Origin of the sequence: Enterobacter sp. TCD1-1 (assembly GCF_020567405.1) — a bacterium.
GTDB lineage: Bacteria > Pseudomonadota > Gammaproteobacteria > Enterobacterales > Enterobacteriaceae > Enterobacter > Enterobacter quasiroggenkampii.
Window position 1 is genome coordinate 442,770 of sequence record NZ_JAJCXF010000001.1, and the last position, 13,238, is coordinate 456,007.

The 13,238-nt window shown below is 56.4% G+C and carries 14 protein-coding genes; 5 read left to right on the plus strand and 9 right to left on the minus strand.

The genetic code is table 11. The annotated features are described in order from the left end of the window. Nucleotides 1–14 precede the first annotated feature (14 nt). A complete protein-coding gene (gene pnuC / locus LJA86_RS02170) occupies nt 15–734 on the plus strand; it encodes a nicotinamide riboside transporter PnuC (RefSeq protein WP_048026975.1) in 720 nt (239 codons plus the stop codon). Here pnuC and zitB read toward each other — a convergent pair. Together zitB and LJA86_RS02180 are read right to left on the minus strand one after the other, a co-directional pair. Continuing rightward, on the minus strand, nt 731–1,669 hold the full coding sequence (gene zitB / locus LJA86_RS02175; RefSeq protein WP_229225504.1) for a CDF family zinc transporter ZitB: 939 nt from the start codon (nt 1,667–1,669) through the stop codon (nt 731–733). The two genes, pnuC and zitB, sit on opposite strands and share 4 nt — an antisense overlap. Before the next feature lie 105 nt (nt 1,670–1,774). After that, the gene (locus tag LJA86_RS02180) at nt 1,775–2,155 is read right to left on the minus strand and encodes a protein YbgS (protein WP_069719594.1); all 381 of its coding nucleotides are present in this window, start codon (nt 2,153–2,155) and stop codon (nt 1,775–1,777) included. Nucleotides 2,156–2,458: 303 nt separating this feature from the next. Between LJA86_RS02180 and aroG the strand changes: the two genes are divergently transcribed. Further along, entirely contained in the window at nt 2,459–3,511 is a 1,053-nt protein-coding gene (gene aroG, locus LJA86_RS02185) for a 3-deoxy-7-phosphoheptulonate synthase AroG (protein WP_008501110.1), read from the plus strand. A gap of 61 nt (nt 3,512–3,572) precedes the next feature. Here aroG and gpmA read toward each other — a convergent pair whose 3' ends face one another. The 7 genes from gpmA to modE form a co-directional block, all read right to left on the minus strand. After that, complete coding sequence (gpmA, locus tag LJA86_RS02190) at nt 3,573–4,325, minus strand: 2,3-diphosphoglycerate-dependent phosphoglycerate mutase (protein WP_008501111.1); 753 nt, start codon at nt 4,323–4,325, stop codon at nt 3,573–3,575. A gap of 206 nt (nt 4,326–4,531) precedes the next feature. Further along, entirely contained in the window at nt 4,532–5,572 is a 1,041-nt protein-coding gene (gene galM, locus LJA86_RS02195; RefSeq protein WP_229225505.1) for a galactose-1-epimerase, read from the minus strand. Continuing rightward, on the minus strand, nt 5,566–6,714 hold the full coding sequence (gene galK / locus LJA86_RS02200; protein WP_229225511.1) for a galactokinase: 1,149 nt from the start codon (nt 6,712–6,714) through the stop codon (nt 5,566–5,568). Before galK ends, galM begins: the two co-directional genes overlap by 7 nt. Nucleotides 6,715–6,716: 2 nt before the next feature. Then, a complete protein-coding gene (galT, locus tag LJA86_RS02205; RefSeq protein ID WP_045909465.1) occupies nt 6,717–7,763 on the minus strand; it encodes a galactose-1-phosphate uridylyltransferase in 1,047 nt (348 codons plus the stop codon). A 9-nt stretch (nt 7,764–7,772) separates the two neighbouring features. Beyond that, nucleotides 7,773–8,789 (minus strand): UDP-glucose 4-epimerase GalE, encoded by a 1,017-nt coding sequence (gene galE, locus LJA86_RS02210; protein WP_048026980.1) that lies wholly within the window; start codon nt 8,787–8,789, stop codon nt 7,773–7,775. 201 nt (nt 8,790–8,990) lie between these two features. After that, entirely contained in the window at nt 8,991–10,463 is a 1,473-nt protein-coding gene (modF, locus tag LJA86_RS02215; protein ID WP_229225513.1) for a molybdate ABC transporter ATP-binding protein ModF, read from the minus strand. A gap of 67 nt (nt 10,464–10,530) precedes the next feature. Then, nucleotides 10,531–11,319: a molybdenum-dependent transcriptional regulator gene (modE, locus tag LJA86_RS02220; RefSeq protein ID WP_069719590.1), complete on the minus strand. Its 789-nt coding sequence runs from the start codon at nt 11,317–11,319 to the stop codon at nt 10,531–10,533. Nucleotides 11,320–11,446: 127 nt separating this feature from the next. Here modE and LJA86_RS02225 point away from each other — a divergent pair, with 127 nt between their 5' ends. The 3 genes from LJA86_RS02225 to modB all read left to right on the plus strand — a co-directional run bounded on the left by LJA86_RS02225 (nt 11,447) and on the right by modB (nt 13,237). Next, nucleotides 11,447–11,596 (plus strand): AcrZ family multidrug efflux pump-associated protein, encoded by a 150-nt coding sequence (locus LJA86_RS02225; RefSeq protein WP_008501118.1) that lies wholly within the window; start codon nt 11,447–11,449, stop codon nt 11,594–11,596. A 178-nt stretch (nt 11,597–11,774) separates the two neighbouring features. Then, nucleotides 11,775–12,548, plus strand: a complete 774-nt coding sequence (modA, locus tag LJA86_RS02230) for a molybdate ABC transporter substrate-binding protein (protein WP_196346001.1) — start codon at nt 11,775–11,777, stop codon at nt 12,546–12,548. Beyond that, nucleotides 12,548–13,237: a molybdate ABC transporter permease subunit gene (modB, locus tag LJA86_RS02235; protein WP_063621189.1), complete on the plus strand. Its 690-nt coding sequence runs from the start codon at nt 12,548–12,550 to the stop codon at nt 13,235–13,237. The genes modA and modB overlap by 1 nt, the downstream gene beginning before the upstream one ends. Nucleotide 13,238: the final 1 nt, after the last annotated feature.

Here is a 13,238-nt window from a genome sequence, read left to right on the forward strand (position 1 = left end):
GCCCCGGGGAAAAGATGGATTTTTTTAGCACACATAACATTCTGGTTCATATACCGATTGGTGCAGGTGGCTATGACCTGTCATGGATTGAGGCCGTTGGTACGCTGGCGGGCTTATTGTGTATCTGGTTGGCAAGCCTTGAGAAGATCAGTAACTACGCGTTCGGGCTGATTAACGTCACGCTGTTTGCGATTATCTTCTTCCAGATCCAGCTGTACGCCAGCCTGCTTTTGCAGCTGTTCTTCTTTGCCGCCAATATTTACGGCTGGTATGCCTGGTCGCGTCAGAACAGCCAGCAGGAGGCCGAGCTGCAGATCCGTTGGCTGCCCCTGCCGAAAGCCATCGCCTGGTTCGTCGCCTGCGTGGTGGCCATTGGCTTAATGACCGTTTACATCAACCCGGTGTTTGCCTTCCTGACCCGCGTTGCTGTTTCGGTCATGTCTGGCATCGGCCTGAACGTGACGATGCCAGAACTCCAGCCGGATGCTTTCCCGTTCTGGGATTCCTGCATGATGGTGCTGTCGATTGCGGCAATGATTCTGATGACCCGCAAATACGTTGAGAACTGGCTGCTGTGGGTCATCATCAACGTGATCAGCGTGGCGATCTTCGCCCTGCAGGGCGTGTATGCCATGTCGCTGGAATATCTGCTGCTGACCTTCATCGCACTGAACGGCAGCCGAATGTGGATTAACAGCGCGCGTGAGCGAGGCTCTCGCGCGCTTTCCAGCTAGTGGTCATGATGATGTGAATGACCGGACTGCGCCTCGTTAAGGTGGCAGTCCGGTCCGCTACAGGGCTGATACTCCATCTGGACGGTAGCGTGGCTAATGTCGTAGTGGTGCTCCAGGAAGTGCTGAATGCGATCGAGCAGCGCATCGTGGTCGTGAGGTGGGATCACCTGGACGTGCAGCGTCATGACCGGTTTCTCTCCCACCAGCCAGACGTGCACGTGATGGACATTACGGACTTCCGGGACAGTACGGCGCAGGTTACGCTTCAGCTCGTCGATGTCCAGGGATGCTGGCGCCCCTTCAAGCAGTTCGTTCACGCTCTCCTTCAGCAGCCGCCAGGCGCTACGCAAGACCAGACACGACACCAGTACGGACAGAATCGGATCGACAGGCGTCCAGCCGGTATAGAGGATCACCAGCGCGGCGACAATCGCCCCGACAGAACCGAGCAAATCCCCCAGCACATGCAGTGCCGCCGCGCGCACGTTGAGGTTTTTTTCCCCGCTCCCGCGGTGCAGGATCCAGAAGGCCAGAATATTCGCCAGCAACCCTGCCACGGCAATGACCATCATTGTCGCCCCGGCGATCGGCTGTGGATGCCGAAAGCGCTGTATGGCCTCCCAGACGATAAGCACGGTAATGACCACCAGCGCTATGGCGTTAACAAACGCGGCCAGGGTGGTCAGCCTCAGCCAGCCGAAGGTGTGGCGCGCATTCGGTGGGCGGCGCGCAAACTGCACGGCCAGCAGGGCGAAGAGCAGGGCGGCGGCATCGGTCAGCATATGTCCGGCATCGGCCAGAAGCGCCAGAGAGCCGGAAACCAGGCCGCCAATGACCTCGATAATCATAAACGTTGCCGTGACGCCAAAGGCCAGCATCAGTCGTTTAGCGTTGTCGTTGCCGGGTGCATGCGAGTGGGAATGGGAGTGCGCCATGTCTGCTTTCCTGAAGTGTTATTGTTTTTAGTGTAGCGTTTTTAATAGGTTACTCCAAAAAGAAAGGAGAGCCTGGGCTCTCCTTTTTCTGACGGTTCATACAAATTACTGTGTGGTACCATCCGTTTTGGTATTGGCGTCGTTACCCACTTTGTCGTTAGGGTCCGGGCATTTGCCGTCCTTACACATGGAGTTCTTGTGGACCTCGTCTGAACTCATATTGTCATGGTTCATGGTGCCGGAACCGCTACCGTCTGGATGCAGCATGGTGCCGCCCGTGTTGGTATTGCCGGTATTGATCTGGCCGTTGTCGACGTTATTCGGGGCAATATTCTGTTTTGCATCAGGCGCAGGCTGACCTGCCGCCGCAGCCGCATTCGCGTCACCGTTGCTCTCTGAGGTGCCCGTTTCGGCGGCCAGGACGCTGCCGCTGGCCAGGGTAAGGGTGGCGGTCAGGAAGAGGGTTGCCAGTTTTGTCATTTTCATCATGGTGCTCCTGTTCTTGTCGTTACGCTGGATAACATTCTCCAACAGTGCATCTTTTTTGAGGCGAAAGATTCCGCCTTACGGACTTACGTCAGTAGGGAATCGCGTTTAAGCGTTTAAAATTGGTTGTTACAGTTAAAAAGCTTAGGTTAGATCTCATTTTTCGCTATTTTGTGGCGATTTTTAGGCGAATTCCAGGAATTATCTGCGTGAAGTGTAAAACCGTGTTTACACTTCCTGGTCGACAAGATAGATTGAAAGGATTGCTTTCATTACTAAAGATATGGCAGAGCTGGAACGAAGATGAATTATCAGAACGACGATTTACGCATTAAAGAGATCAATGAGTTATTACCTCCTGTAGCACTCCTTGAGAAATTCCCCGCCACTGAAAATGCCGCAAACACGGTTTCTCATGCTCGTAAAGCGATCCATAAGATCCTGAAAGGTAATGACGATCGTCTTCTGGTGGTGATTGGCCCGTGCTCGATTCACGATCCTGCTGCCGCGAAAGAATACGCAGCCCGTCTGCTCACCCTGCGTGAAGAGCTGAAGGACGAGCTGGAAATCGTCATGCGCGTCTATTTTGAAAAACCGCGCACCACCGTTGGCTGGAAAGGGCTGATTAACGATCCGCACATGGATAACAGTTTCCAGATCAACGACGGTCTGCGCATTGCGCGCAAGCTGCTGCTGGAGATCAACGACAGCGGTCTGCCTGCGGCCGGTGAATTCCTGGACATGATTACGCCCCAGTATCTGGCAGACCTGATGAGCTGGGGGGCAATTGGTGCCCGCACTACTGAATCTCAGGTTCACCGCGAGCTGGCGTCCGGTCTCTCTTGTCCGGTGGGCTTCAAAAACGGCACTGACGGCACCATTAAGGTGGCTATCGACGCCATCAACGCAGCGGGTGCACCGCACTGCTTCCTGTCCGTGACCAAGTGGGGTCACTCTGCCATCGTTAACACCAGCGGTAACGGTGACTGTCATATCATTCTGCGCGGCGGCAAAGAGCCGAACTACAGCGCAAAACATGTGGCCGAAGTCAAAGTCGGGCTGGAAAAAGCCGGGCTGCCACCGCAGGTGATGATCGATTTCAGCCACGCCAACTCCAGCAAGCAGTTTAAAAAGCAGATGGAAGTGGGCGCAGATGTCTGTCAGCAGATTGCCGGCGGTGAGAAGGCGGTAATTGGGGTGATGATCGAAAGTCATCTGGTTGAAGGTAACCAGAACCTGGAAGGCAGCGAGCCGCTGGTATATGGCAAGAGCGTGACCGATGCCTGCATCGGCTGGGACGATACCGACGCCATCCTGCGCCAGCTGGCTAACGCAGTGAAAGCGCGTCGCGGTTAATTCTGACGGCTCAAATAAAAAAGCGCGGACGGTTCCGCGCTTTTTTTATGGTCAGCGAAAATTACTTCGCTTTACCCTGGTTCGCAACGGCCGCCGCTTTCGCTGCGATTTCGTCCGCGTTACCCAGGTAGTAGTGTTTGATTGGCTTGAAGTTTTCGTCGAACTCATACACCAGCGGTACGCCAGTTGGGATGTTCAGTTCGAGAATTTCGTCTTCACCCATGTTGTCCAGGTATTTCACCAGCGCACGCAGGGAGTTACCGTGAGCCGCGATAATCACGCGCTCGCCGCTTTTCAGGCGTGGCAGAATGGTTTCGTTCCAGTAAGGCACAACGCGGTCGATGGTCAGCGCCAGGCTCTCGGTGGTTGGCAGCTCAGCGTCGGTCAGTTTCGCGTAACGCGGGTCGTGGCCCGGGTAGCGCTCGTCATCTTTGGTCAGCTCTGGTGGGGTGACCGCGAAGCCGCGACGCCACTGTTTAACCTGCTCGTCACCATATTTCTCAGCGGTTTCCGCTTTGTTCAGGCCCTGCAGCGCACCGTAGTGACGCTCGTTCAGTTTCCAGGATTTCTCAACCGGCAGCCAGGCCTGGTCCAGTTCGTCCAGCACGTTCCACAGGGTGTGGATGGCACGTTTCAGCACAGAGGTGTAAGCAAAATCAAAGCTGAAGCCTTCTTCCTTCAGCAGTTTACCTGCTGCTTTTGCTTCGCTTACGCCTTTCTCGGACAGATCAACGTCGTACCAACCGGTAAAGCGGTTTTCGTTGTTCCACTGGCTTTCGCCGTGACGCACCAGAACCAGCTTAGTAATAGCCATCTCTTACTCCTCAAGCATTTTTAGAATGATAACAATTCTCATTATATTGCCGTGGCCGTGCCAGCAGCAACGCTTAACCCTAACCATAGCGAAAATAGTCTCTGAGTGTAAGATGCTTGTGAATCCAGGGTTATGATTTTGTCTGCGATCGGCGCTATTTTCAGCAAGGCGCGCAGAAAAAAGCCCTCCAGAGGGAGGGCTGAATATTAATGTGGAATAAAATGATATTCCGTCACGCTAACATACTCTTCCCCCGGGCGCAGCACGCAGTCTGGCTGCGGCCATTCCGGATGATTCGGGCTGTCCGGCAGGAACTCGCTCTCCAGCGCCAGGCCTTGCCAGTCGCTGTACTCTTCGTGTTCGCGCGCCGTTGTGCCGCCGAGATAGTTACCTGAGTAAAACTGCAGGGCAGGGGCAGTGGTATAAACCGTCATCTGCAGCTTCTCATCCGCAGACCAGACCTGTGCGGCAGGTTGTTTCACATCACCTTTGGCCTGCAGCAGGAACGCGTGGTCGTAACCTTTCACCTTGCGCTGATCGTCATCGCTCAGGAAATCCTGGGCGATCGTTTTCGCGCGGCGGAAATCAAAGCTGGTCCCGCTCACGTCTTTGAGCCCCTGATACGGAATGCCCATTTCGTCAACCGGCAGATACGCATCCGCCAGGATCTGCAGCTTGTGCTCACGCACGTCGCACTGGTTGCCGTCCAGATTAAAGTACGCGTGATTGGTCAGGTTGACCGGACACGGCTTGTCGACCGTCGCACGGTATTCAATGGCGATACGGTTGTCGTCGGTCAATGTAAAGCGCGCGGAGGCGATAAGGTTACCCGGGAAGCCCTGATCGCCGTCCTGAGAATCCAGCGAGAACAGCACTTCGCCGTCGTTTTGACGAACAATCTTCCAGCGGCGTTTATCAAAGCCTTGCGGGCCGCCGTGAAGCTGGTTTTCACCCTGGCTTGGAAGCAGGGTGTACTGTACGCCGTCGAGCTCAAAGCGGCTCTTCGCGATGCGGTTAGCATAGCGTCCTACGGATGCGCCCAGATAGGCGGACTGATTAACATACTGCTCGGGCGATGCGCAGCCGAGCAGGGTTTCGCGCACGCTGCCGTCCGGCATCGGTACGCGGGCTGAAAGCAGGGTTGCACCCCAGTCCATAAGCGTAACCACCATCCCCGCGCGGTTGCGCAGGGTTAACAGGCGATACGGCAGACCATCCGGTGCGAGGGTAGGTGTTTCGTTTAGCACTGTCCGGCTCCTTGTGATGCTTTGCAAACATAGAAGGTTTCTTTGATACCTGTTTTCGCTTCGTACTGCTTCGCCACGACGTCCTGTACGGCAGGGACCAGCTCTTCCGGGACCAGCGCAACGATGCAGCCGCCAAAACCGCCGCCTGTCATGCGTACACCGCCTTTGTCGCCAATGACCGCTTTGACGATCTCCACCAGGGTGTCGATTTGCGGAACGGTGATCTCGAAATCATCGCGCATAGAGGCGTGCGATTCTGCCATCAGCTCACCCATGCGTTTCAGGTCACCTTTCGCCAGCGCGGAGGCGGCTTCAACGGTACGGGCATTTTCCGTCAGCACGTGACGAACGCGTTTGGCGACAATCGGATCCAGCTCGTGCGCCACTTTGTTAAATTCATTGAGCGTCACGTCGCGCAGGGCGGGCTGCTGGAAGAAGCGGGCGCCAGTTTCGCACTGCTCGCGGCGGGTGTTGTACTCGCTGCCCACCAGCGTGCGCTTAAAGTTGCTGTTGATGATCACGACAGCCGCGCCTTTTGGCAGAGGAACGGCTTTGGTGCCAAGCGAGCGGCAGTCGATCAGCAGCGCGTGTTCTTTTTTGCCCAGCGCGGAGATCAGCTGGTCCATGATGCCGCAGTTGCAGCCCACGAACTGGTTTTCCGCTTCCTGACCATTCAGGGCGATTTGTGCGCCATCCAGCGGTAAATGATAGAGCTGCTGGAACACGGTGCCCACGGCGACCTCCAGAGACGCAGAGGAGCTTAAGCCCGCCCCCTGCGGCACGTTGCCGCTGATAACCAAATCGGCGCCGCCGAAGTTTTTATTACGCTTCTGCAGATGCTTCACCACACCGCGCACGTAGTTAGACCACTGCTGGCTGTCGTGCGTCACAATCGGGGCATCGAGGGAAAACGCGTCCGTCTCATTACCGTAATCCGCCGCAATCACGCGAACCTGGCGGTCGTCGCGCTTCGCGCAGCTGATGACCGTCTGGTAATCGATGGCGCACGGCAGCACAAAACCGTCGTTGTAGTCGGTGTGTTCACCGATCAGGTTAACGCGGCCAGGCGCCTGAATTACGTGGGTGGCAGGGTAGCCAAATTTCTCAGCAAACAGGGATTGTGTTTTATCTTTCAGACTCATTTTTAAACTCCTGATTCGCGATAGTGGACGTCGCTAACGGCACGCAGACGTTCTGCCGCCTGTTCCGCCGTCAGATCACGCTGGGTTTCCGCCAGCATTTCGTAGCCCACCATAAATTTACGTACCGTCGCAGAGCGCAGCAGCGGCGGATAGAAATGGGCATGCAGCTGCCAGTGCGGATTCTCTTCCCCGTTAAACGGTGCGCCGTGCCAGCCCATGGAGTACGGGAAGGAGCACTGGAACAGGTTGTCATAACGGCTGGTCAGTTTTTTCAGCGCCAGGGCAAGGTCGTCGCGCTGCGCGTCGCTGAGTTCGGTGATGCGCAGCACGTGTGCTTTCGGCAGCAGCAGCGTCTCAAACGGCCAGGCGGCCCAGTAAGGGACGACGGCCAGCCAGTGTTCGGTTTCCACCACGGTACGGCTGCCGTCTGCCTGCTCACGCTGCGCGTAATCCACCAGCATCGGCGAGCCGTTTTCCGCGTAATACGCTTTTTGCAGACGGTCTTCACGCTCGGCTTCGTTAGGCAGGAAGCTGTTCGCCCAGACCTGGCCATGCGGATGCGGGTTGGAGCAGCCCATTGCCGCACCTTTATTTTCAAACACCTGCACCCATGGGTAAGTTTGACCCAGCTCGGCAGTTTGCGCCTGCCAGGTGCTGACCACCTCTTTCAGTGCCTCAACGCTCAGCTCCGGCAGCGTTTTGCTGTGATCGGGAGAGAAGCAGATCACGCGGCTGGTACCGCGCGCGCTTTCACAGCGCATCAGCGGATCGTGGCTTTCCGGCGCGTCCGGCGTGTCGGTCATCAGGGCGGCAAAATCGTTGGTAAACACGAAGGTGCCTTTGTAGTCCGGGTTTTTATCCCCGGTCACGCGCGTGTTGCCCGGACAGAGGAAGCAGTCCGGGTCGTGCTGCGGCAAGGTCTGTTTTGCAGGCGTCTCCTGCGCCCCCTGCCAGGGGCGCTTGGCGCGATGCGGAGAAACTAAAATCCATTGCCCGCTTAACGGGTTAAAGCGACGATGCGGATGATCGACGGGATTAAATTGCGTCATGACGGATCCTTAGTCCGGATAGCCTTGCGGGTGGCGTGACTGCCAGTGCCAGGTATCCTGTGCCATTTCATCAAGCGTGCGCGTAACACGCCAGTTAAGCTCTTTGTCGGCTTTGGTGGCGTCGGCCCAGTAAGCAGGCAGATCGCCCTCACGACGCGGTGCGAAGTGGTAGTTCACCGGCTTGCCGCAGGCTTTGCTGAAAGCATTGACCACGTCCAGCACGCTGCTGCCGACCCCGGCGCCGAGGTTGTAAATATGCACGCCAGGTTTATCCGCCAGCTGCTGCATGGCGGCAACGTGGCCGTCTGCCAGATCCATCACGTGGATATAGTCGCGCACGCCAGTGCCATCTTCGGTGGGGTAATCATTGCCAAAAATCGCCAGCGAATCGCGACGACCGACGGCAACCTGCGCGATATACGGCATCAGGTTGTTCGGAATGCCCTGCGGATCTTCACCCATATCGCCTGACGGATGGGCACCGACCGGATTGAAGTAGCGCAGCAGCGCGATGCTCCACTCCGGCTGGGCTTTTTGCAGGTCGGTCAGGATCTGCTCCACCATCAGCTTGCTTTTGCCGTACGGGCTCTGCGGCGTCCCGGTCGGGAAGCTTTCAACGTAAGGAATTTTGGGCTGATCGCCGTAGACGGTGGCGGAAGAGCTAAAGATGAAGTTTTTGACGTTGGCCGCACGCATGGCGGAGATGAGACGCAGGGTACCGTTGACGTTGTTGTCGTAATACTCGAGCGGTTTTGCAACGGACTCCCCGACGGCTTTCAGACCCGCGAAGTGGATCACCGCTTCAATAGCGTGGTCGTGAAGGATCTCGGTCATCAACGCTTCGTTGCGGATGTCGCCTTCCACGAAAGTCGGTTGTTTACCGCCAAGACGTTCAATCACAGGCAGCACGCTGCGCTTACTGTTGCACAGGTTGTCGAGAATGATGACGTCATGGCCGTTTTGCAGCAGCTGCACGCAGGTATGACTACCGATGTAACCGCTACCACCTGTTACCAGAACTCGCATATTTCGCTCCATTGGGCTTATGGTATGTAATAACCATAGCATAACAGAGACGCAAAAAGTGTGACATGGGATAAAATAGTGGAATCGTTTACACTGTTTTTAAAATCCGATTTTCAGCTGCTATGAGGCATTGTAGATCAACGGGATAGCAATGTATTAGTGCAGGTTATCTGAAAAACGGAGGGCGGTGCCCTCCGGGGGTCAATCGATTTTGCTTTGCAGATAACGATAGTGCTCGCCATCCGGAACAAACTCCAGGCGATGCGTGATGCAGGAGGGGGCATCTTCGGCATGATGTGAAACAAACAGCAGCTGCGTTTCACCTTCGCTAATCAGCACGTCCACAAAGCGGCGGATAAGCTGTCGGTTCAGCGGGTCGAGTCCCTGCAGCGGTTCGTCGAGGATCAGCAGCGTAGGGTGTTTCACCAGCGCGCGAACGATCAGTGCCAGACGCTGTTGCCCCCACGACAGGCTATGAAACGGCGCGTCAGCGAACCGGTTGTCCATGCCCAGGATATCCAGCCACTGCTGGGCCAGCTTGTGCTGTTTGTCCGACACCGCCTGATAAATGCCGATCGAGTCAAAATAGCCGGAGAGGATCACGTTGCGTACCGTGGTACTGACCCGATAATCCAGATGCAGGCTGCTGCTGACATAGCCGATATGTTTTTTAATATCCCAGATGGTTTCGCCGCTGCCGCGACGCCGACCGAACAGCGTCAGATCGTTGCTATAGCCCTGCGGGTGATCGCCGGTGATCAGGCTCAGCAGCGTGGATTTCCCCGCGCCGTTGGGGCCAACAATCTGCCAGTGCTCGCCCGGATTGACCGTCCAGCTGAGGCGGTTAAGAATCGGGCGATCGTCATAAGCAACCATCCCGTCACGCAGCACGATGCGCGGCTGGTGGGGATCAAGCGCATGGCGGGCCGAAGGGGCGTCAGGTTCTGGAAGGGTAATACCGTCGAGCTGTTCGCTGTGGGCGAGCTGGGCAATCAGCGCCTGCTTAAGCAGCGCGGTTTTTTCGCCGGTCTCGGTCAGGTTACAGTCGGCCAGGACGCCCGCGTGCTGGATAAAGTCCGGAATTTCATCGAAGCGGTTAAGCACCAGCACGAGGGTATATCCCTGCTGATTAAGCGATGCCAGCAGGGACGCCAGCTGCGCCCGGGACTGCACGTCAAGACCGTCAAACGGTTCGTCCAGAATAAGCAGTTCAGGTTGGCTCATCAGCGCCTGACAAAGCAGCGTTTTTCGCGTCTCGCCGGTCGAAAGGTATTTAAAGCGCCGGTCCAGCAGAGGGGTGATACCGAACTGTTCTGCCAGGTGCTCACAGCGGGCGGGGTCTTTCACCTCATCCTGTATAATTTCTGCGGTCGTACGGCCGGTATCGTCTTCGCCAGGGCTGAGCAAATCGGTGTTGTTGCGCTGCCACTCGTCGCTGACCAGCTTTTGCAGTTGTTCAAACGACAGGCGCGTCAGGCGCGTAAAGTCGCTCTGGTATTCGCCCTTGAGGAGGTTGAGCTCTCCCGCCAGCGCACGGGCCAGCGCAGATTTACCGCTGCCGTTGGTGCCGACAAACGCCCAGCTTTCACCCGCGCGTAGTGTCAAATCAGCAATCGTCAGCGTTCGGGTATCGCTAAGACGAAACGTGCCTTGCGAAATATGCAATGATGACATGATTTATCCCTGTTTTTGCAGCAATAGATATCAGGGATACGCACTGTCGGTACGATTGTCAATGCGCTCAGCACAAAGTGGCGATAATCACCCGGTCCGCGTTGAAATACGCGGTGACGACAGCACCTTCTTCTAAGTCGTCCGACTCGCTGAGCGGTAGGGTCGCGCAAAGGGGTTGCCCGTCTGCCAGGGTCATGAGCACTTCGCACTGCGCCTGGCCGCGTTCGATGTGGCTGATTGTGCCCTGCAACTGGTTATCTGCTGCCTTTGCCGCGTCGGGATCGCGCGTGATAGTGACCCACGGCGCCTTCAGCAGCACCAGCACCTCTTTACCTTCATCCAGTTCAAGACGTTCCGCGCTTTGCGCCGTTATGGCGGCTTTCAGGCGGGTGGTGCCATCGGCAAGCAGGATCTCAATATGCTGCTGTATCTGCAGATTATCGCGCGCCGTCACCGTTCCAAACCACTGGTTGCGGGCGCTGGTTTGTAGCGAGAAGCGGGAAATGGCGGCCAGCAGACTGTCCAGTGGCACGTTATCGTCATCGCTTAACACATCGAACGCTTTTTGCTGAATCTGGGCCAGCAGATCGTAAAGCTGAATAAGGCGCTGTCCATAACGTGTCACGATCGCACCGCCGCCACCTTTGCCGCCCGTGGCTCTGTCCACCAGCGGCTGTTCGCTCAGGGTGTTCATTTCATTGATGGCGTCCCAGGCGCTTTTATAACTGATGCCCGCGTTTTTCGCCCCCTGGCTAATCGAGCCCGTTTGTTCTATTTGTTTAAGCAGGGCGATACGTCGCGGATCGGCGAAAAGCTTTTGCTGAAGTCGGAGTGTGAGGAGAATTTCGGCCTGCATAACAGTGTCCTGGCAAAAAGGGTATTGTGGCCCAAATGGTGCAGGGTGCAAAGGGTACCGCACAAAAGGGGATGTTTTTCTCAGTTGAAAGGGTAGAATACGCTATTCACAATATCTGGAGAAAACCATGTTAGAGTTGTTGAAAAGTCTGGTATTCGCCGTGATCATGGTACCAGTAGTGATGGCCATCATCCTCGGTGCCATCTACGGCCTGGGTGAAGTGTTCAACGTCTTTTCGAACATTGGTCACAGAGACCAGGCTAAAAAGCAGCATTGATTCCCCCCAAAACGCCCGGCTTGCCCGGGCGTTTTGCTCTCAAGATTTTCCCGTTTTCGCCGATAATATTTAACGTATCACACCGGTTTACCTCTTCAGCGGTACGATTTAACGCTGGGATCTCCCTGACGTTACCGTTATATTAACGTGTATATAACGCTACTCACAGGAGTTAAAAATGGCACGTACCTGGGTACGCCTTTTCGCAGGGGCAACGCTGACGCTTTCACTTACCGGCCACGCGCTGGCGGACGACGGTAAAATCACGGTCTTTGCGGCGGCGTCGCTGACCAACGCGCTGCAGGATATCGCGGCGGCGTATAAAAAAGAGAAAAACGTCGAGGTTGTCTCCTCGTTTGCCTCTTCCTCGACGCTGGCGCGCCAGATAGAAGCGGGCGCACCGGCGGATCTGTTCATCTCGGCTGACCAGAAGTGGATGGATTACGCGGTGGAGAAGAAAGCGATTGATGCGGCAACCCGCGAAACGCTGCTGGGGAATAGCCTGGTTGTCGTGGCACCAAAAGCCAGCGCTCAGGCTGACTTCACTATCAACAAAGAGACCAACTGGATAAGTCTGCTGAACGGCGGGCGTCTGGCGGTGGGCGATCCGGAGCACGTTCCGGCCGGGATCTACGCCAAAGAAGCGCTGCAAAAGCTGGGCGCGTGGGAAACATTGTCACCGAAGCTGGCTCCGGCGGAAGATGTCCGCGGCGCGCTGGCGCTGGTGGAACGCAACGAAGCCCCGCTGGGCATTGTGTATGGCTCTGATGCCGTAGCCAGTAAGGGTGTGAAAGTGGTGGCTACGTTCCCGGAAGACTCCCACAAGAAAGTGGAATATCCTGTTGCGATTGTTGATGGACATAAAAATGCGACCGTGACGGCTTTCCGCGATTATCTGAAGGGGCCGGAAGCGTCCGCAATCTTTAAACGTTACGGATTTACGACTCACTGATGATATTGACCGATCCTGAATGGCAGGCTGTTCTGCTGAGCCTTAAAGTCTCTTCCCTGGCGGTTGCGCTGAGTTTGCCCTTTGGGATCTTCTTTGCCTGGTTACTGGTTCGCTGTCAGTTTCCCGGTAAAGCGCTGCTCGACAGCGTGCTTCATCTTCCGCTCGTGTTGCCGCCCGTGGTGGTCGGTTATCTGCTGCTGGTTTCGATGGGGCGGCGCGGTTTTATCGGCGAGAAGCTCTACGACTGGTTTGGGCTGACGTTCGCTTTTAGCTGGCGCGGTGCGGTACTGGCGGCAGCGGTAATGTCATTCCCGCTGATGGTGAGGGCGATCCGCCTCGCGCTGGAAGGCGTGGACATAAAGCTCGAACAGGCGGCGCGTACGCTGGGTGCCGGGCGCTGGCGCGTCTTTTTCACCATCACGCTTCCCCTGACGTTACCCGGCATTATTGTCGGGACGGTACTGGCCTTCGCCCGCTCGCTGGGCGAGTTTGGTGCGACGATCACGTTTGTGTCGAACATCCCTGGCGAGACGCGAACCATTCCATCGGCCATGTATACCCTGATTCAAACGCCGGGCGGAGAGGGCGCGGCGGCGCGGCTCTGTATCATCTCAATCGTATTAGCCCTGGTATCGCTGCTGGTGTCGGAATGGCTGGCGCGGCTGAGCCGTGAGCGGATGGGGAAATAAG